18 protein-coding genes are annotated in these 20193 nt (G+C 56.7%); 9 read left to right on the plus strand and 9 right to left on the minus strand.

The genetic code is table 11. From position 1 onward, the window contains the following. Nucleotides 1–34: 34 nt before the first annotated feature. A complete protein-coding gene (locus GVK32_RS21485) occupies nt 35–1552 on the minus strand; it encodes an MFS transporter (RefSeq protein ID WP_164846764.1) in 1518 nt (505 codons plus the stop codon). A 451-nt stretch (nt 1553–2003) separates the two neighbouring features. Then, on the minus strand, nt 2004–2507 hold the full coding sequence (locus tag GVK32_RS21490; protein ID WP_159872191.1) for a non-heme ferritin-like protein: 504 nt from the start codon (nt 2505–2507) through the stop codon (nt 2004–2006). Nucleotides 2508–3430: 923 nt separating this feature from the next. Here GVK32_RS21490 and GVK32_RS21495 point away from each other — a divergent pair. The 5 genes from GVK32_RS21495 to otsA all read left to right on the plus strand — a co-directional run bounded on the left by GVK32_RS21495 (nt 3431) and on the right by otsA (nt 9344). Next, nucleotides 3431–4411 carry an arabinose ABC transporter substrate-binding protein gene (locus GVK32_RS21495; protein WP_041146259.1) on the plus strand — a complete coding sequence of 327 codons (981 nt, stop codon included), beginning with the start codon at nt 3431–3433 and terminating at the stop codon, nt 4409–4411. Between the two features lie 60 nt (nt 4412–4471). Next, nucleotides 4472–5986 (plus strand): L-arabinose ABC transporter ATP-binding protein AraG, encoded by a 1515-nt coding sequence (gene araG / locus GVK32_RS21500; protein WP_159872193.1) that lies wholly within the window; start codon nt 4472–4474, stop codon nt 5984–5986. Nucleotides 5987–6001: 15 nt separating this feature from the next. Continuing rightward, entirely contained in the window at nt 6002–6982 is a 981-nt protein-coding gene (araH, locus tag GVK32_RS21505) for an L-arabinose ABC transporter permease AraH (RefSeq protein WP_041146257.1), read from the plus strand. A gap of 159 nt (nt 6983–7141) precedes the next feature. After that, nucleotides 7142–7945: a trehalose-phosphatase gene (gene otsB, locus GVK32_RS21510; protein WP_159872195.1), complete on the plus strand. Its 804-nt coding sequence runs from the start codon at nt 7142–7144 to the stop codon at nt 7943–7945. Beyond that, nucleotides 7920–9344 carry an alpha,alpha-trehalose-phosphate synthase gene (gene otsA, locus GVK32_RS21515; RefSeq protein WP_159872197.1) on the plus strand — a complete coding sequence of 475 codons (1425 nt, stop codon included), beginning with the start codon at nt 7920–7922 and terminating at the stop codon, nt 9342–9344. The genes otsB and otsA overlap by 26 nt, the downstream gene beginning before the upstream one ends. 27 nt (nt 9345–9371) lie before the next feature. On the opposite strand, the gene uspC is transcribed toward otsA, so the two are convergent. Continuing rightward, a complete protein-coding gene (gene uspC, locus GVK32_RS21520) occupies nt 9372–9800 on the minus strand; it encodes a universal stress protein UspC (protein ID WP_159872199.1) in 429 nt (142 codons plus the stop codon). A gap of 360 nt (nt 9801–10160) precedes the next feature. On the opposite strand from uspC, the gene GVK32_RS21525 reads away from it, so the two are divergent. After that, nucleotides 10161–11744, plus strand: a complete 1584-nt coding sequence (locus tag GVK32_RS21525; protein WP_159872201.1) for an MFS transporter — start codon at nt 10161–10163, stop codon at nt 11742–11744. A 4-nt stretch (nt 11745–11748) separates the two neighbouring features. Continuing rightward, nucleotides 11749–12888: a glycoside hydrolase family 105 protein gene (locus tag GVK32_RS21530; protein ID WP_159872203.1), complete on the plus strand. Its 1140-nt coding sequence runs from the start codon at nt 11749–11751 to the stop codon at nt 12886–12888. A 98-nt stretch (nt 12889–12986) separates the two neighbouring features. Here the strand turns inward: GVK32_RS21530 and argS are convergent, their stop codons facing one another. Continuing rightward, nucleotides 12987–14720 (minus strand): arginine--tRNA ligase, encoded by a 1734-nt coding sequence (argS, locus tag GVK32_RS21535; protein WP_159872205.1) that lies wholly within the window; start codon nt 14718–14720, stop codon nt 12987–12989. A gap of 229 nt (nt 14721–14949) precedes the next feature. Between argS and GVK32_RS21540 the strand changes: the two genes are divergently transcribed. Beyond that, nucleotides 14950–15519: a VOC family protein gene (locus GVK32_RS21540; RefSeq protein ID WP_159872207.1), complete on the plus strand. Its 570-nt coding sequence runs from the start codon at nt 14950–14952 to the stop codon at nt 15517–15519. 76 nt (nt 15520–15595) lie between these two features. After that, nucleotides 15596–16330 (plus strand): copper homeostasis protein CutC, encoded by a 735-nt coding sequence (gene cutC, locus GVK32_RS21545; protein WP_159872209.1) that lies wholly within the window; start codon nt 15596–15598, stop codon nt 16328–16330. A 210-nt stretch (nt 16331–16540) separates the two neighbouring features. On the opposite strand, the gene cmoB is transcribed toward cutC, so the two are convergent. The 5 genes from cmoB to GVK32_RS21570 are packed head-to-tail and all read right to left on the minus strand — an operon-like array spanning nt 16541 to nt 20155. Next, nucleotides 16541–17545 carry a tRNA 5-methoxyuridine(34)/uridine 5-oxyacetic acid(34) synthase CmoB gene (gene cmoB, locus GVK32_RS21550; RefSeq protein ID WP_159872211.1) on the minus strand — a complete coding sequence of 335 codons (1005 nt, stop codon included), beginning with the start codon at nt 17543–17545 and terminating at the stop codon, nt 16541–16543. Further along, a complete protein-coding gene (cmoA, locus tag GVK32_RS21555) occupies nt 17542–18285 on the minus strand; it encodes a carboxy-S-adenosyl-L-methionine synthase CmoA (RefSeq protein ID WP_045859241.1) in 744 nt (247 codons plus the stop codon). Before cmoA ends, cmoB begins: the two co-directional genes overlap by 4 nt. 39 nt (nt 18286–18324) lie before the next feature. After that, nucleotides 18325–18720, minus strand: a complete 396-nt coding sequence (locus tag GVK32_RS21560; RefSeq protein ID WP_041146246.1) for an MAPEG family protein — start codon at nt 18718–18720, stop codon at nt 18325–18327. Between the two features lie 53 nt (nt 18721–18773). After that, the gene (locus GVK32_RS21565; protein WP_159872213.1) at nt 18774–19592 is read right to left on the minus strand and encodes a DUF72 domain-containing protein; all 819 of its coding nucleotides are present in this window, start codon (nt 19590–19592) and stop codon (nt 18774–18776) included. Further along, the gene (locus GVK32_RS21570) at nt 19589–20155 is read right to left on the minus strand and encodes a hydrolase (RefSeq protein ID WP_159872215.1); all 567 of its coding nucleotides are present in this window, start codon (nt 20153–20155) and stop codon (nt 19589–19591) included. Before GVK32_RS21570 ends, GVK32_RS21565 begins: the two co-directional genes overlap by 4 nt. Nucleotides 20156–20193 lie beyond the last annotated feature (38 nt).

Below are 20193 nucleotides of genomic sequence, written 5' to 3' on the forward strand. Positions count from 1 at the left end.
TTTTACCCCGCCACACGTGGTGGCGGGGTGTCCATCAGGCCTGGTGGGAGACTGCGGAACGGGCCGGGGTAGCCTCTTCACTTCTAAACAGCTTGCTGTTACCCCAGCACTCTTCGTAGCGATGGCCGACGAGATCCTCAACGACAACCCGTACCTCCGGCGCGATATCGCCGATTTTGCCTCCCGCTTTAATCCGCGCAACCTCCTGTAAGACCACCATATGGGCTTTGCGATCCAGCTTCATCTGCTTGCTGAATACGATCGCGGCCAGAGCCAGCAGCACCACTCCGCTACAGAACACCACGGCAATCGCCGTAACCGCGCTTTCCGGCTGGGTGTGCGCCTTCGACTGGAAGCCGTAGAAGCTGAGAATAGCCCCCATGGTGAAGACGATGATTGAGCGTAGTATTTTACCGGAGAAGGTCATGGCGCCGGCATAAATTCCCTCGCGACGGCGGCCGGTGTAAATCTCATCCACATCGGCAAGGAAGGTATAAACGGTCCACGGGATGTAATACACGCCGCCGGTTCCGAGGCCAAACAGGACGGTGATCCCGAACATCAGCACGGTAGCGAGGTGTGCCGGCAAATGGAAAAACCACAGCGAGGTGTAGAGCAGTACCGAGAAAATAACTACGCTCAGCGCGAGGATATAGGGCTTGCTGAAGCCTTTTTTCACGCACAGGCCGATGAACAGCGCGGTAGAGACCAGCTGCAGAATCGAGTTCAGGCTGTTCAGCCCGGCAACCATCGCCGGATCGTGCTGCAGAACGAAGATAACAAAATAGGTAAAGATGGAGGCAAACAACCATTCCGCGCCAAAGCCACACAGGTACATCCCGAGATGCTTGCGGAAGACGCGTAAATAAAAAGTCGAACGCATATCTTTAGCCAGCAGCAGCAGCGTATTGAGCAGCCCTCTCTTCTCGCTGACGCTGCTCTCCTCTTCCCGCGGACGCTCCCAGCTGCAGTACCACAGGCAGGAGATAGCGACGATCAGAATAATGCCGTAGGTCAGGCCGGTCAGGAAGAACGGGGTGGCGGAATCCTTGCCGTACAGCAGGATGAACTGGCCCGGAATAAAGGCTGCGAGGAAGTTTGCCAGCTTGCCAAAAATGGCTTTATAACCGGTGAGCTTAGAACGTAATGAGAAATCGTCGGTCATTTCGGTGGCCAACGTTTCGTAAGGCACCATGATTGAGGTATAAATAATTTCGAAGATCACGTAGGTGCTGAGGTAGTACCAAAAGCCGAGGCCCTCTACCCACAGCAGCGGGTAAAACATCATCAGCGGAATGCCGATGAGCAAAAAGAAGCGCCGCCGGCCAAAGCGTTTGCCGAGCCGGGTTTTACCGAAGTTATCCGTAAGATAGCCCATTAACGGGTTACTGATGGCGTCGATAATGCTGGCGATCGAGAAAATTAACGAGGCCTCGATCAGCGTCAGCCCGCAAAATGTCGTATAAAAATAGAGTAACCAGGCACCGCTGATTGCCAGCGCGCCGCTCCCCAGTAAGTTGCCGCCGCCGTAGGCGAGCTGATGGCGTAACAAAATCGGTCTTCCCTGCAGCCCTTGCGAGGCTGAAGCCGCGTATCTTGCCATTAATATAAACCTCTTGTTTTAAATTTTTGAAACAGTGTTTTTATATTATTAACTCACGACTTAAAAAGTGATCCCCGTCACTAATCATCGGTCAGGCGATTTAGCTGCGTAGTAATGCGATCGGCTTAAAAGTTTTTAATGCCTTTTAGGAATAACAAACGGCTGCGGAGCGCCAAAATATCAGGGCGGGGGAGCGTGCGGGATATGCGGGAGGAGGCCTGAAGCGATGCCCAAGGCTGACCGCTGGGCTCTAAGACGGGACTGGCGATGGCGGAACGGAGCGGGAGGTGAATTATCGGGCACCTTTCATTAATAGCCTGAACGGTGCCCTGGAGCGGTGGTTCCCTCTGACTTTAGCCAGCCTGAAGGCGCGGCTGATGCGGCGTTTGCCTAAGCCGGATTAATGGCGCTGCTGCGCCACCAGATCCATCAGGCGGCGGTCGGTTTGCTGCAGACAGATACCGGCTTTATCGGCGCTACGCACTTCATCGAGAACGGTTTGCAGGAGAATGCCGTCCTGCTGCTGCTCTTTCTCTAAGAGGGTCAAAAAGCGCCAGGTGGAATCATCGCTTTGCGCTTTAGCTTCCTCTGCCAGACCGGCGAGCAGGCTGCTGCGCTGTTCATAGTCGGCAAGAGTCTGGGTGAACAGATCTTCGAGGGAGCTGCACTCCTGATGATAGATACCTTCGGCTTTCACGATAGGCCACTCGCCGCCCTTTTTCATAAATTCGAATACCCGCATCATCAGCGTGACGCTGGACTGCGCCTGGGTACGGAGAAACGTCGCGGTGCCGTTCAGGCGCTGCTGTGCGCACCACTCGCTCAGATGCAGATACGAGTTCGACGCGCGGAACTCAAGATTCATCTGGTTATTCAGCTTTTGAGCCATTCCTGCAACTACCATAAAATATCCTTATTAATCTGGAAGGGGGTCTTCGCGGGTTAAGCGCTTTCGCCGCCAACAGCTTCATTACGAGACCTTCACACGAAACTTTACTGGCGGAATAATATAATTCCGCGCTCTCCATGAGTGGCCAGAAATGATATTTTCAATATCCAAAAATATAGAATACTCTCAGAATTTACTTAAGAAAACTCTTAACCGAAAGGATTTACGTTTAGTTACACCATCCGCTGATATCAGGCTATTGATTAGCATTTTCATTAAATTGATTGTCATTTAAAGTATTGATTTTATTTTATTTTATTTTTATCGTTTCATTCGTCAGTTTTATCAAACCCATCAGTCGTATTACGTAGTTGTATGATACTTACATGATCAGCGCTAATTAAAATAAACACGTCGTGTGTTTAACAGCGTCATTTAATTGTCACGGTTCTGCTGGCGCAACATTGCGCTGGATCATTTTTTAATTTTTATTGCTGAATACCGCGAAATAATATTTCAGGGTGATGACGATTGTGTCAATAAATCGTGATGCCGTGCGTAGCGCCTGACGTCGCCGGGAGGTGGGGTCGGGGGAGGGCAACCGCTGGCGCCGATTGCGGGTCCGCATGTCGGGCGCGCTGGGCTAAACGTCTCACAGGGATAACTCTGCTAGTAATATGGATAATACTGCTTATGACTGCGCTAATTGTCTGACAATTAGCGTTTTTTTTATGGCTTTTTTCGCTGAATTTATGCACTCAATTACTGTAATTCCGCGATGTGATAATGCTCTCGTATGGAGAATTGATTTCCGGCTATTACTATTTCAACAACGGCATCGTTGGATAAGATTTTTCTAATACCTTGTTTTAAGTCTGATAAAAATTTTTAGATCCGATATTTCCCTACATAAAAGCGAATTTAAGCTGGAGTTTACCATGCACAAATTTACTAAAGCGCTGGCGGCGATCGGTCTCGCTGCGGTTATGTCACAATCAGCTATGGCGGAAACGCTTAAGCTCGGTTTTCTGGTCAAGCAGCCGGAAGAGCCGTGGTTTCAAACTGAATGGAAATTTGCCGATAAGGCCGGCAAAGATTTAGGTTTTGAGGTTATTAAAATCGCCGTTCCGGACGGCGAAAAAACGCTTAACGCGATCGACAGCCTGGCTGCCAGCGGCGCGAAGGGGTTTGTTATTTGTACGCCGGATCCGAAGCTCGGGGCAGCGATTGTTGCCAAAGCTCGCGGCTATGACATGAAGGTAATCACCGTCGACGATCAGTTCGTTAACGCCAAAGGCAAACCGATGGAGAGCGTTCCGCTGGTGATGATGGCGGCCAGCGAGATTGGCGCTCGTCAGGGCCAGGAGCTCTATAAAGAGATGCAAAAACGCGGCTGGGACGTGAAGGATACCGGGGTGATGGCGATTACCGCCGATGAGCTCGATACCGCGCGTCGCCGCACCACCGGTTCGCTGGATGCGCTGAAAGCCGCCGGCTTCCCGGATAAACAGATCTACCGCGTGCCGACGAAATCCAACGATATCCCCGGCGCCTTCGATGCCGGCAACTCGATGCTGGTCCAGCACCCGCAGGTCAAACACTGGCTGATCGTCGGGATGAACGATAACACCGTCCTGGGCGGCGTTCGCGCTACCGAAGGGCAGGGCTTCAAGGCTCCGGACGTGATTGGTATCGGTATTAACGGCGTTGATGCGGTCAACGAGCTCTCCAAGGCGCAGGCCACAGGCTTCTACGGCTCTCTGCTGCCTAGCCCGGATATTCACGGCTACAAAACCAGCGAGATGCTCTACAACTGGGTAACGAAGGGCGCCGAACCGCCGAAATTCACGGCGGTCACCGACGTCGTGTTGATTACCCGCGATAACTTCAAAGAAGAGCTGGCGAAAAAAGGGCTGTAAGGCCTGCTAACCATGCCTCCCGCAGCGGCGGGGGGCTGAGCGCAGTAGAGCGGAGTCGTTATGCAACAGTCTACCCCTTATCTCTCATTTCGCGGCATCACCATGACTTTCCCGGGCGTTAAAGCGCTGTCCGATATTAGCTTTGACTGCTATGCCGGCCAGGTTCACGCCCTGATGGGAGAAAACGGCGCCGGAAAATCCACGCTGCTGAAGATCCTCAGCGGCAACTATATACCGACCGCGGGCAGCCTGGAGGTCCGCGGCCAGCAGATGGCGTTTAGCAACACCACCGAGGCGCTTAACGCCGGGATCGCCATTATTTACCAGGAGCTGCACCTGATACCGGAAATGACCGTCGCGGAAAATATCTACCTCGGCCAGCTTCCACACAAATACGGCATGGTGGACCGCAAGCTTCTTAACTACGAAGCTCGGCTGCAGCTGGAGCATCTGGGGCTGGATATCGATCCGCAAACGCCGCTGAAGTACCTCTCCATCGGCCAATGGCAAATGGTGGAGATCGCCAAGGCGCTGACGCGCAACGCCAAGGTTATCGCCTTTGACGAACCGACCAGCTCCCTTTCCGCCCGTGAAATCGACAACCTGTTCCGGGTTATTCGCGAGCTGCGTGAGGAGGGGCGGGTCATTATTTACGTCTCGCACCGCATGGAGGAGATATTTGCCCTGAGCGACGCGATCACCGTCTTCAAGGATGGCCGCTATGTGCGCACCTTCGACGATATGCAGGCGGTGAGCCACGATGCGCTGGTGCAGGCGATGGTAGGGCGCGATTTAGGGGACGTCTATGGCTGGAAGCCGCGCGAGTACGGCAGCGAACGCCTGCGCCTGGAGCAGGTAAAAGCGCCGGGCGTAAGAACGCCGGTGAGCCTGGCGGTGCGCAGCGGAGAAATCGTCGGCCTCTTTGGCCTGGTGGGCGCCGGGCGCAGCGAGCTGATGAAGGGGCTGTTTGGCGGAACCCGCATCACCGGCGGCCAGGTCTACATCGACGGGGAAGCTATCGATATTCGTAAACCGGCGCAGGCCATTCAGGCCGGGATGATGCTGTGTCCGGAGGATCGTAAAGCCGAAGGCATTATTCCGGTGCACTCGGTGCGCGACAATATCAACATCAGCGCCCGACGTAAGCATATTCACGCCGGCTGCCTGATTAACAACGGCTGGGAGGCGCAGAACGCCGACCGCCATATTCAGTCCCTTAATATTAAAACGCCGGGACCCGAGCAGCTGATTATGAACCTCTCCGGCGGTAATCAGCAGAAGGCGATTTTGGGGCGCTGGCTCTCCGAGGAGATGAAGGTGATCCTGCTCGATGAGCCGACTCGCGGGATAGACGTCGGAGCCAAGCATGAAATTTACAACGTCATCTACGCGCTGGCGGCATCCGGCGTGGCCGTCGTCTTTGCCTCCAGCGATTTACCCGAAGTGCTTGGCGTTGCGGACCGCATCGTCGTGATGCGCGAAGGGGAAGTGGCGGGTGAGCTGCTGCATGAAGATGCGAATGAACAGCAGGCGTTAAGCCTTTCGATGCCAAAAATGAGCCAGGCGGTCGCCTGAGTAAAGGAGTCTATGATGTCCTCTGTTACCACCTCAAATACCCGTCGATCCGCCTTCAGCTTTGCCCGTATCTGGGATCAGTTTGGAATGCTGGTCGTCTTTGCCGTGCTGTTTATCGGCTGCGTGATTTTTGTGCCGAACTTTGCCTCTTTCATCAATATGAAAGGCCTCGGGCTGGCGATTTCGATGTCCGGAATGGTGGCCTGCGGGATGCTGTTTTGCCTGGCATCCGGCGATTTCGATCTCTCGGTTGCGTCGGTTATCGCCTGCGCCGGCGTGACGACTGCGGTGGTCATCAACCTCACCGAAAGCATGTGGATCGGCATTGCCGCCGGCCTGCTGCTGGGGGCGTTAAGCGGCCTGGTCAACGGTTTTGTTATCGCCCGGCTGAAAATCAACGCCCTGATAACCACCCTTGCGACGATGCAGATTGTTCGCGGGCTGGCCTATATTATCTCCGATGGCAAAGCGGTGGGCATTGAAGATGAGCGCTTCTTCACCCTCGGCTATGCCAACTGGTTCGGCCTGCCGGCGCCGATTTGGCTGACCGTGGGCTGCCTGATAATCTTTGGTCTGCTGCTGAACAAAACCACCTTTGGCCGTAATACTCTGGCAATCGGCGGCAATGAAGAGGCGGCGCGTCTGGCAGGGGTGCCGGTAGTGCGCACCAAGATTATTATCTTCGTTATCTCCGGTCTGGTTTCTGCCGCGGCGGGGATTATTCTGGCATCGCGAATGACTAGCGGTCAGCCGATGACCTCGATTGGCTATGAGCTGATTGTGATCTCCGCCTGCGTGCTGGGCGGCGTGTCGCTAAAAGGGGGGATCGGCAAGATTTCGTATGTGATCGCCGGGATCCTGATCCTCGGCACCGTCGAGAATGCGATGAACCTGCTCAATATCTCGCCTTTCTCGCAGTACGTGGTGCGCGGCGTGATCCTGCTGGCGGCGGTTATCTTCGATCGCTACAAGCAGAAGGCAAAGCGTAGCGTATAAATACTCCAACCTTTCAGTTTAATCCTGGAATATCACCGGCGCCCGCTGCGCTGGTGATAACTATCAAAAATGGCGAGCTCCGTCACACTGTCTATACTTACATGGCTAACAATTCGTTAACAGCCAGCGAAACGCTGGCCATGAAAGGAGGAGTTCAGGGTGGCTGACCAGATATCTGTACCGCCTGTACCAAGCGAAAATTGCGCATTTTTCTTTGACCTCGACGGTACTCTTGCCGATATCAAACCTCATCCCGATCAGGTTGTTATCCCGGTTAACGCGCTTCAGGCGCTGCGGCAGATCGTGCAGCAGCAGAGTGGGGCGGTGGCATTGATTTCAGGGCGCTCAATGGCTGAGCTCGATAAGCTTACCCGTCCTCACCGGCTGCCGCTGGCCGGCGTCCACGGAGCTGAGCGCCGTGATATCAATGGGATTACGCATATCGTTTCCCTACCGGATGCGCTGCAGAAGGAGCTTCACGGGCGGCTGGCGCTGGCGCTTGAGGCGCTGCCGGGCTGTGAGCTAGAGCATAAAGGGATGGCTTTTGCGCTGCACTACCGTCAGGCGCCGCAGCATCAAAGCGCGGTGCTGACGCTGGCTCAGGAAGTGGTGAAGAGCTATCCGCTGCTGGCGCTGCAGTTGGGCAAATGCGTGGTTGAGATAAAACCGCGCGGAGTGAACAAAGGCGAGGCAATTGCCGCCTTTATGCAGGAGGCCCCGTTCGCCGGGCGCAGGCCGGTATTTGTCGGTGACGACTTAACTGATGAAGCGGGTTTTGGCATCGTTAACCAGTTGGACGGCGTTTCGGTAAAAGTCGGCAGCGGCGATACCCAGGCGCGCTGGCGTTTGCCGGACGTCGCAGCGGTGCACCTGTGGCTAAATAATATTGCGAATAATGGACATCAACCAGACGCGCTAACCGACAGGAGAGATGGCTATGAGTCGCTTAGTCGTAGTATCTAATCGTATTGCTCCCCCGGATGATAAAAAGGCCAGCGCCGGTGGCCTGGCCGTGGGGATTATGGGGGCCTTAAAAGCGGCCGGTGGGCTGTGGTTCGGCTGGAGCGGGGAAATTGGCGACGATAGTCAGCCGCTGAAAAAGGTCACTCAGGGAAACATTACCTGGGCCTCCTTTAAACTTAGCGAGAAGGATCACGATGAGTACTACAACCGCTTTTCCAACGCGGTGCTGTGGCCTGCGTTTCACTATCGTCTCGATCTGGTCGATTTTCAGCGCGAAGCCTGGGAGGGCTATCAGCGCGTAAACGCGACGCTGGCGGATAAACTGCTGCCGCTGATTGAGCCGGACGACATCGTGTGGATCCACGATTATCATCTGCTGCCCCTCGCGCACGAGCTGCGCCAGCGCGGGGTCAATAATCGGGTCGGCTTCTTTTTACATATACCCTTCCCGACCCCGGAAATATTTAACGCGCTACCGCCGCACGCAGAGCTGCTTGAACAGCTCTGCGAATACGATCTGCTGGGCTTCCAGACCGAGAGCGACCGGCAGGCGTTTCTTGACTGCATCGCGGTACAGACCCGCCTGACCACCCGGAGCGGAACCGCTCATGTTGCCTGGGGCAAACCGTTCCAGACCGAGGTCTACCCGATTGGCATCGACCCCGATGAGATCGCGCGTAGCGCAAAAGGGCCGCTGCCGCCGAAGCTGGCGCAGCTCAAAAGCGAACTCAAGAGCGTGCAGAATATCTTTTCCGTTGAGCGGCTGGACTACTCGAAAGGGCTGCCGGAGCGCTTCCTGGCCTATGAGGCCTTGCTGGAGAAATATCCCCAGCATCACGGCAAGATTCGCTACACCCAGATTGCCCCGACCTCGCGCGGCGATGTCCAGGCCTACCAGGATATCCGCCGCCAGCTGGAAACCGCTGCCGGGCGCATTAACGGCCAGTATGGTCAGCTGGGCTGGACGCCGCTCTACTATCTGAATCAGCATTTTGAACGCAAGCTGCTGATGAAAATCTTCCGCTATTCCGACGTCGGGCTGGTGACGCCGCTGCGCGATGGGATGAATCTGGTGGCGAAGGAGTTTGTTGCCGCCCAGGATCCGCAGAACCCTGGCGTTCTGGTGCTGTCGCAGTTTGCTGGAGCGGCAAACGAGCTGCCGACGGCGCTCATCGTCAATCCCTACGATCGCGATGAGGTCGCCGCGGCGTTGGACACCGCGCTCACCATGCCGCTGGCCGAACGCATCGCGCGCCACTCGGCGATGCTGGCGGTGGTTAAGGACAATGATATCCACCGCTGGCAGGAGCGGTTTATCGCCGACCTAAAGCGGATAGAAGCGAGAAATGAGGAGAGTCACCTGCAGCGTAAGGTGGCGACCTTCCCCAAACTGGCCTAGTTCGGCCCTCAGGCTGGCGCTTCGGCGCTAGCCTTTCTCCAGCGATACCAGCAGCACGTCAACGCCGCTGCTGCCGACGATACTTTTAGCCGAGCAGGTGGCGCGGGAAAACAGGCTGTGGTTGTGGTTGCCGCAAATCACCAGATCCACCCGATGCTGCTGGCAAAAATCCTTCACGTGATGACCAAGTTCGCCGCTGGCGATGGTGATTTTTTCAATCGGATAGCCGGCATCCTGAGCCAGTCCGTTGAGAAAGCCGCGGGTCTCTTCATACATCAGGTCCCGCAGGTTCTCTAACATCGGCGCCGCAAACTGGTTATACATTTCCGGATCCGTTGCCAGCGTTATCAGGCTAATTTTGGCCTCAAGCGGGCGCGCGATAGAGACCGCCTTGCTGATAAGCGTCCGACTTTCCGGCGTTGGGGCAACGGCTACGAGCAGATGTGAGTAGGGCATCAAGCCTCCTTAAGATACGCAAAATAACCCTTCTTCTTTTCTTTACTCCGATTTCCCTGTTCCCGCAAGGGCTATTGTTTGCTGACAAGCCCGCCGCTGCGCGGGGGGCGAAATAGCGATTTTGGCAGCCCCTTCGCAAAAATGGTCTTTTGTTTTGCCATAAAAGAAAAGCTGTTTTATAAATCGGTGATGCGCGTTCACCCTCTCTTTGCGTTTTTGCCATTGCCGGGTCAGGGCTGGCAAAAATGAAAAGGTAACCCCGTTTCCATCCTTTTACTGTAGCCAGGTACCTACTCCCTTTTGGCCTGGCCAGAAAGATTGTCGGAGTTCACTAAAAATAACGACATAGGATTTACGGCGATGAAAACACGTAAAATCGGTTTGGCTAATTATCTTGCCTATGGATCGGGCGATTTCCTCGGGGCGGGAACCACGGCGCTCACCGCGGCATGGCTGCTCTATTTTTACACCACCTTTTGTGGCCTGTCTCCGATTCAGGCAACCCTTATCTTTGCCACCGCCAGGGTGCTGGATGCGGTAATTAGCCCGTTGATGGGCTTCCTGACCGATAATTTTGGCACCACCTGGCTCGGCAAACGCTTCGGCAGACGAAAGTTCTTTATCCTGCTGGGTATCCCCTGCGTATTCAGCTACTCAATGATGTGGGTAGGCGATATGGGGTTTTGGTACTACCTGCTCACCTATCTGCTGTTTGATATTGTCTACACCATGATTCTGGTACCGTACGAAACCCTGGTTCCGGAAATGACCGATGATTTTAAACAGAAAACGAAATTCTCCGGTGCGCGTATTTCGATGGCGCAAATGTCGGCAATTCTGGCCTCGTTCCTGCCGGGAGTGCTGCTTAGCCACTTTGGTAAGGACAATGCGGTCTCCTTCTTTTACGCAAGCCTGGTGTTTTCGATCCTGTGCGCAGTGATGCTGACGTTTGTCTGGTTCTTTACCTGGGAGCGCTCTCGCGAAGAGTGGTCGGAGACGGCGCTGCGGGCCGAGGAGGAGAAGCGTAATCTCTCGCTGGCGCAGAGCCTCAATCGTCTGTTTATCGAGCTCACCTCGACGCTGCGCATTAAGATCTTCCGCCAGCATCTGGGCATGTATCTTGGCGGCTATATTGCTCAGGACGTGTTTAACGCCGTCTTCACCTACTACGTGGTCTTCGTGCTGATGCAGGAAGCCGCGGTGGCATCCAACCTGCTCGGCACTATGGCCATCTTCCAGTTTATTGCGGTCATTGCCATGATCCCGCTGTGCATTCGCTTTGGGCCGGCGCCATCCTATCGGATGGTGGTGGTTCTGTTCGGCCTCGGCTCGCTCTCCTATGCGATGCTTTATTATGCCGGGCTGAGCGACGTTTATTCGCTGCTGCTGCTGATTTCCGCCATCGCCGGCCTCGGTCGCGGCGGGATCAACTATGTTCCGTGGAACACCTACACCTATATTGCCGACGTCGACGAGGTGATTACCGGCCAGCGTCGGGAGGGCATTTTCGCCGGCATTATGACGCTGACCCGCAAGGCGTCTCAGGCGGGGGCGGTGATGCTGGTGGGCATCATCATGCAGCTATCCGGCTTTGTCTCCGGGCAGAAAACGCAGCCCGATGAGGTCAGCCACACCATCCTGCTCATTCTGAGCGTGGGCACGCTGGCGGTGCTGGCCTGCGGGTTCCTCGTCTCCCTGCGCTTTAAGCTCAACCTCGAAACCCACAGCGTGCTGCACGCCGAAACGCGCAAGATGCGCGAATCGGGCCGGGTGCAGCCAGAGCTGACCCGCGCCGAGGATCGGGCGGTGGTGGAGATGCTGGCCGGTATGCCTTACTCATGCCTGTGGGGAAATAACAACATTGGCTATCTGAATCGTAATAAACCTGCCGCGCCATCCCTGAAGCAGGGTGCTGAAATGAATTCGACATTGAACAGAGGTTAATAATATGAAGGTTTGGCCTGTCAAACATAGTCCCTTACTGCGTCAGCCGGAGCACTTTATTGCGCGCAACGAGCTGCAGGCGCTTATTCAAAAAGTGACCGACAATCTGGTCAATATTAAGGATGAAACGGGCGCATTTCTACTACGGCTGGACGATGGGCGGGTCATTGATACCAAAGGGTGGGCCGGATGGGAGTGGACCCACGGCGTCGGTTTATACGGGATCTACCAGTACTACCAGCAGACCGGAGATATCGCGATGCGCGATATTATCGATAGCTGGTTTGCGGATCGCTTCGCTGAAGGTGCGACCAGCAAAAACGTCAACACCATGGCGCCATTCCTGACCCTGGCCTGGCGCTATGAGGAGACCGGCAGGCAGGAGTACCTGCCGTGGCTCGACTGCTGGGCCGAGTGGGCGATGAACGAGATGCCGCGTACCGATCATGGCGGGATGCAGCACATTACCCTGGCGGAGGAGAATCATCAGCAGATGTGGGATGACACGCTGATGATGACCGTGCTGCCGCTGGCGAAGATCGGTAAATTGCTCAACCGACCGCAGTATGTGGAAGAGGCGGTGTACCAGTTTTTACTCCACGTGCAGAACCTGATGGACCGGGAAAGCGGGCTGTGGTTCCACGGCTGGAGCTATGAAGGGCGGCATAATTTCGCCCGGGCCCGCTGGGCGCGCGGCAACAGCTGGCTGACGATGGTGATCCCGGACTTTCTCGAGCTGGTGGACCTCCCCGAGCACAGCGCGGTGCGGCGCTATCTGCTTCAGGTACTGAATACGCAAATTGCGGCGCTGGCACAATGTCAGGACGAGAGCGGTCTGTGGCATACGCTGCTGGACGACCCGGACTCGTATCTTGAAGCGTCGGCAACCGCCGGTTTTGCCTACGGAATTCTGAAGGCGGTACGTAAACGCTACGTGAGCCGGGAGTATGCGAGCGTCGCGGAGAAGGCCATGCGCGGGATTGTGCAAAATATCTCTCCACAGGGGGAGCTGCTGCAAACCTCATTCGGCACCGGAATGGGCTCGAATCTCGATTTCTATCGCCAGATCCCGCTCACCTCGATGCCGTACGGGCAGGCGATGGCGATCCTGTGCATGACGGAATATCTGCGCAGGTATTTCTGACGGCGAACCGTCGCCCGGCTCAGCGCAGCGCGAGCGGGACGTGCCCAAAAAAAAGAAACCGGCAGGCGCCGGTTTCTTTATCGTTCATCAGGGCGGTATTACATCCGCTCGACGGTTTCAATACCTAAAGTATCCAGACCCGTCTTGAGCGTTTTCGCGGTCAGCTGCGCAAGCTTCAGACGGCTGTTGCGCGTCTCTTCGCTTTCAGCGGAGAGGATCGGGCAGTGTTCGTAGAAGCCAGAGAACAGACCGGCCAGATCGTACAGGTAGGCGCACATGACGTGCGGAGTCCCTTCACGCGCGACGACGGTCAGCGTCTCTTCAAACTGCAGCAGGCGTGCGGCCAGCTGCGCTTCGCGATCTTCGGTGATGATGACCGGCGCCGCAGCCAGCGCGCTTTCGTCGATCTCCGCTTTACGGAACACCGACAGCACGCGGGTATAGGCATACTGCATGTAAGGCGCGGTATTGCCTTCAAACGCCAGCATGTTGTCCCAGTCGAAGATGTAGTCGGTGGTGCGGTTTTTGGACAGATCCGCATATTTTACCGCCCCGATACCGACCGCATTAGCCAGCTTCTCCAGCTCGTCGGCAGGCATATCCGGGTTTTTCTCGGCAACCAGGCGACGCGCGCGCTCCAGCGCTTCGTCCAGCAGGTCGGCAAGCTTCACGGTACCGCCCGCGCGGGTTTTAAACGGCTTGCCGTCTTTACCGAGCATCATCCCAAACATATGGTGCTCCAGCGGAACTGAATCCGGCACGTAGCCCGCTTTGCGCACGATGGTCCACGCCTGCATCAGGTGCTGGTGCTGGCGGGAATCGATGTAGTAGAGCACGCGATCGGCGTGCAGGGTTTCGTAGCGGTATTTGGCGCAGGCGATATCGGTGGTGGTGTAGAGATAGCCGCCATCCTTTTTCTGGATGATAACGCCCATCGGTTCGCCTTCCTTGTTTTTATACTCATCAAGGAATACGACGGTGGCGCCTTCGCTCTCAACGGCCAGACCTTGCGCTTTCAGATCGGCAACGATACCTGGCAGCATCGGGTTGTACAGGCTTTCACCCATTACGTCGTCGCGAGTCAGGGTCACGTTCAGGCGGTCATAGGTAATCTGGTTTTGCGACATGGTAATATCGACCAGCTGGCGCCACATCTGGCGGAAGTACTCGTCGCCGCCCTGCAGTTTAACCACGTAGCTGCGCGCGCGCTCGGCGAAGGCTTCGTCTTCGTCGTAGTGCTTTTTCGCTTCACGGTAAAAGCCTTCGAGGTCCGCCAGCGCCATTTCGCCGGCATTTTCCTGCTGCTGCTTTTCGAGCCAGGCGATCAGCATCCCAAACTGGGTGCCCCAGTCGCCGACGTGGTTAGCGCGAATCACCTTGTGGCCGAGGAACTCGAGGGTGCGAACCGCAGCGTCACCAATGATGGTGGAGCGCAGGTGGCCGACGTGCATCTCTTTTGCCACGTTGGGCGCCGAATAGTCGACGACGATAGTCTGCGCCTGCGGCTGGGCAACGCCAAGGCGCTCTGCGGACAGCGCCTGGCTAACGTTGGCGGCTAAAAACGCCGGGTCGAGGAAAATATTGATGAAGCCAGGCCCGGCGATTTCGACCTTATTGGCAATGCCGTTCAGATCGAGATGAGACAGCACCTGCTCTGCCAGTTGTCGCGGTGCCACACCCAGTTTTTTAGCGACTGCCATCACGCCGTTGGCCTGATAGTCACCGAACTGGATTTTTGCTGACTGGCGGACCTGCGGTTCGCAATCGGCAGGGGCGCCTGCCGCGATCAGGGCGTGGCTGACTTTTTCTGAGAGAAGAGCCTGAATATTCACCGAAATACCTTACGTTTAAGGCGCCGTAACCCCTGCTGGGTGGCGCCGGAATGTGGACAAATTAGGGCAGGAGTATACTGCATTTGCACCCCTGCGTCAGCCCTGCGCGCGCGTTGCCGGGCGGCGTGCTTAACGAATAACCAGCGTGGGCAGGATAAAGAAGATTGCGGGTTGGTCGCCGCCGGGAAACGCGATAAATTAGCCCCTTTAGCGAGCGTCGAGGTCAAGAATGGTGAACTGGCAGCAAATTGATGAACTTCAGGATATTACCGCGGATCTGCCGCGCTTCACCGAGGCGTTAGGCCAGCTGGCCGCGCGGCTCGGGCTGGATATTGCGCCCCTGTCTGCGGACCACATCTCTCTGCGCTGTCATCAGAATACAACCGCGGCGCGCTGGCGGCTCGGGCTTGAGCAGTGCGGCACGCTACTGTCGGAAAACACCATTAACGGTCGGCCTATCTGCCTGTTTAAGCTGGATGAACCTGTGATTGTGGCGCACTGGCACCTTAGCGTGGTTGAGCTGCCGTGGCCTGGGGAAAAGCGCTACCCGCACGAGGGCTGGGAGCATGTTGAGATTGTGCTCGCCGGTGAGCCGGAAACGCTTAATGCCCGCGCGCTGGCGCTGCTCTCCGACGACGGCCTCAGCCAGCCGGGGATCTTCGTCAAAACCAGCTCGCCGAAAGGGCAGCACGAACGCCTGGAAAATCCGACGCTGGCGGTGACGGACGGGAGCGTGACGATCAAGTTTCACCCGTGGTCCATCGAGCAAATTATCGCCAGTGAAAAAACGGATGCGTAACAGTGTGAAGCTACGCGGTTTCTGAACGGAAAAATCGTGACATGCTGTGTTGCCCGCGGCGTGAATGGAGAGTGGAATGACGCTACTGGAAGTATGTTGTTACAGCACGGAGTGCGCCGAGGAGGCGCAGCGACGCGGTGCAGACCGCATCGAACTATGCGCTGCGCCGCAGGAGGGAGGGCTAACGCCGTCGCTGGGCGTGCTCAAAGCGGCCCGCAGGACCCTGACTATCCCGGTGCATCCGATTATTCGCCCGCGCGGCGGTGATTTTTGCTACACCGAGGGCGAGTTTGCGGCGATGCTCGACGACGTGGCAGCTGTACGAGAACTGGGTTTTCCGGGCCTCGTGATTGGCGTTCTGGACGCCGACGGTCAGGTTGATACCGTGCGGATGCGTAAAATTATGGCCGCGGCGGGACCGCTGGCGGTTACCTTCCACCGGGCTTTCGATATGTGCGCAAACCCGCATCAGGCCTACGCTGCGTTGGCTGAATTAGGCGTTGCGCGGATCCTGACATCCGGCCAGCAGGCGAGCGCAGAAAAAGGTATTTCATTAATTTTGGAACTTATTGCCCTGGGCGATACTCCAATCATTATGGCCGGAGCAGGTGTGCGAGCAGCAAACCTGGCGCAGTTTCTGGAAGCCGGCGTAAAGGAAGTGCACAGCTCCGCCGGCCAGTGGCTGCCTTCGCCGATGCGCTTTCGTAATTCCAGGCTGTCGATGTCTACGGATGCCGACGCTGATGAATATTCACGCTATGCCGTTAACGGCGCAGCGGTGGCGGAAATGAAGAGCATTATTTCCGCCTGAGTGCCCGCGTTGTTTGCGCGAAGCCTGCGGGCTGGTCAGCACAACAGCTGTGGGCAGAGAGAGAAAACCGTTTTTTGCTGCACATCATGTCGCCCAATATGATGATTGCCCGTACCAGGCCCCTGCAATTTCAACAGGGGCCTTTTTTTATGCAAAATTTAGTGACCGATCGCCGGAGCGCAATGCCCGAGCGATCCTGACCGGGCGGCGTTAGCGCGCTTTTTTTGCCAGCGATTGCTGAGTTTCAGGCCTGGTGGCGATAATCACCGCGCGCAGCGGTGCGGGATAGCCTTCGAGGGTTTTGCCGCTGTCGTTCGGATCGAGGAAATCCGCCAGCGATTCGGTGGTCATCCATTCGGTGCGGCGCTGCTCTTCGGTACTGGTCACGCAGACGTCAACGATCCGTACGTCGACAAAGCCGCATTTTTCCAGCCACATTTTCAGCGCAGCCGCCGAAGGAATAAAGTAGACGTTGCGCATCTGCGCGTAGCGATCGCCCGGTACCAGCACGGTATTTTCGTCACCTTCAACAACCAGCGTCTCCAGCACCAGCTCGCCGCCTTCAACAAGCTGATCTTTGAGCTGCCACAGATGGTCGAGCGGGGAGCGGCGATGGTAAAGCACGCCCATTGAAAATACGGTATCAAAGGCGTTCAGCGCCGGCAGCTGCTCAATGCCCAGCGGCAGCAGATGGGCGCGCTGGTCGTTGCCCAGCAGCTTGCGCACCGCTTCAAACTGACATAAAAACAGCTGCGTAGGGTCGATACCCACTGCCAGATGAGCGCCGGCGCCGATCATTCGCCACATGTGATAGCCGCTGCCGCAGCCGACATCGAGGATCGTTCGGCCGGTCAAATCGGAAAGATGCGGCAGAACGCGATCCCACTTCCAGTCAGAACGCCATTCGGTGTCGATATCCACGCCATACAGCGACCACGGGCCTTTGCGCCACGGCATCAGGTTGCGCAGCAGGTTTTCAATCCGCAGCCGATGGCCTTCGCTCAGAGGGACTTCGCTTTCCGCGGTCACGCTGTGCAGCAGGTCGAGACGATAGGGCGAAAGCTCGGGGAGAAACTCAACGGCCCGCTCCCATTCACGGTACTTACCGTGAAGGGCTTCGCGCTGCCAGGCGGCAACCTGAGCGGGCAGCGTCTCCAGCCAGTGGGATAGCGGTCCTTTGGCGATACGCTGATAAAAATTGCTGAAATCGATCATGCCGTTTCCCCGGACTTCACCGCCACCAGTGAGCCAAAGTTAAAACACTGGAACCACAGCTCGGCATGTTCGAATCCGGCCTTGCGCAACCGTGCTTTATGGGTTTCTACCGAATCGGTGAGCATCACGTTTTCCAGCATGCTGCGCTTTTGGCTGATTTCCAGCTCGCTGTAGCCGTTGGCGCGCTTAAAGTCGTGATGCATGTTAAACAGCAGTTCGCCGACGTTGGCATCTTCAAAGCTGAATTTTTCCGACAGCACCAGCGCGCCGCCCGGGTTCAGCCCCTGATAGACCTTATCCAGAATCGCCTGGCGTTCGTCGGGCTCAAGGAACTGAATGGTGAAATTGAGCACCACCATTGAGGCGTTTTCGATGGTGACGTGGCGAATATCGCCTTCCACCACCTCAACCGGCGTCGGCGCCTTGTAGGCGTCGATATGGCGACGGCAGCGCTCGACCATCGCCGGGGAGTTATCTACGGCCACAATCCGGCAGCCGGCGTGGGAAATATTACGCCGTATAGAGAGCGTGGCTGCGCCAAGGGAGCAGCCGAGATCGTAGACCTGGGTATCAGGCTGCACAAAGCGCTCGGCCAGCATGCCAATCATCGAAATAATGTTGGAGTAGCCAGGAACGGAGCGCTGGATCATATCCGGGAAGACTTCAGCAACCCGTTCATCAAAGGTCCAGTCGCCGAGGCTGGCGATCGGCGCGGAAAAAAGGGTATCGCGGTGAGACATAAGGTTAAACCCGAAAAAACGAAAACGGCGTATTGTGCGCTAATGTAAGGAGAAAACCAACTCCCAGGGCATATACCACAGGTTCGCGAGCACCATCAGCACCAGCGCGCACCAGGTGGCGCTCATGCCGGAACGACGCCAGCTGTAGAGTCGGTGATGGAAACCGTAAGAGTGCATCAGCCGGCCGGCGATAAGCAGGATACCGCCAAGATGCACCATCCAGTTTTGCGCGCCGTTCATCTCGACAAACAGCAGCAGGATAAGCCCGATCGGCAGATATTCAACCGCATTGCCGTGCACGCGGATAGCGACCTGTAGCTCGCTAAAGCCGCCGTCGCCGTATCCGACGTGATACTGCGTGCGCAGGCGTACGACGTCAAAAGAAAACTTGATTAACAATAACGCACCCAGGACGGCATACAGCGCGCTGACCATACAAAAAACTCCCTTTCACTGTGTCAGATGGCTCCGACTATCATAGCAGGATATCAGAAAAGAGAGGTCTGCTGAGGAATTGACGGTGCCGGGCCGACGTCGGGTAGCACCGCGCGTAAATCAGCCCACAGGGTGTCGACCAGCGCCGGCGCGTGGGCGATATCCGGCGTATGCAGGAACAGGTAGGGCGTGGTCGATTGGCTCCACTTCGGCAGCGTCTGCAGCCAGATGCGAAACAGCTCGTGGTTCTGCGCCATATCGTCGCTGCCGATGAAGCGAACCAGCGGATGATGCGCGGTGACCACCGCGTGGACCGGGAGCCGCGGCTTTTTACGCTGCGCGTCGAGCGCGGCCGGGCTGCGGGCGGTAACGCTATGCACCGGACGGCTATCGAGGATCACCCGATTAACGGCGCGCTGGTGCAGCCCGCGGTTGAGCTGCTGCTCGTCGTCACCCTTGGCAAAAAAGGCCGGATGTCGTACCTCGACGCCGTAGGTGAAGCCGGCGGGTAGCGCATCGAGAAACTGCCATAGGGAGGGGAGGTCGCGCGGCCCGAAGGTCGCAGGCAGCTGCAGCCAGTACTGGCCAATACGCGTCTCCAGCGGCGCGAGCCGGGTGAAAAACTCGCGGCTTAAATCGCCGCAGTTACGCAGCGCCGCGTTGTGCGAAATGGTTGCCGGAAACTTAAAGCAGAAGCGGAAGTCGTCGTGGGTTTGCTCGAACCAGCGGGCCACTATCTCGGCTTGAGGCAACGCGTAGAGGGTCGTATTCCCCTCTACGCAGTTAAAGTGGCGAGCGTACTGTTCCAGACTGGTTATGCCAAGGCGCACCCATTTTGGATGCGACCACTGCGGGAGCCCGATATAGATCATAGCGCGGCGAGAATGTCCTCAGTGCTGCGCACGCGGGCAATGCGCGGGAAGATGTTCGTTATGCTGCCCTGGTGCTGCTCGGCGGAGGCCGCGCTGCAGGCGTCCTCGGCGATCAGCAGATTGAAGCCCAGCTCCCAGGCGTTGCGCGCGGTGGATTCAACGCCAATATTGGTTGAGATACCGCACAGAATAATGGTGTCGATGCCGCGGCGGCGCAGCTGCAGCTCGAGATCGGTACCGTAAAAGGCGCCCCACTGGCGCTTGGTGACTTCGATATCGCTATCCTGCTTGCCCAGCGCAATCGGCCAGGTCCACCAGTTATCCGGCAGCGCATGCGCCCCTGTCTGCGCATCAACCGGCTGTTTTAGCGCTTCGCCAAAGTCGGCAGACCAGCCGACGCGGACCATGATGACCGGCGAGCCCTGCTGACGACATTTCTCCGCGAGACGAGCGGCGCGTGCGACCACTTCATCAGCGCGGTGTGGGCCGCCGGCGAACGGCAAAATGCCTTCCTGCAGGTCGATGACCACAAGCGCCGTTTTTTTCGCATTGAGTTCTGGCATAGTATCCCCGTATCTTCTGTAGTTTGGCCGTTACAATA

Source organism: Klebsiella sp. 18074 (assembly GCF_902705905.1).
In the GTDB taxonomy this organism is placed as follows: Bacteria; Pseudomonadota; Gammaproteobacteria; order Enterobacterales; family Enterobacteriaceae; genus Klebsiella; species Klebsiella terrigena.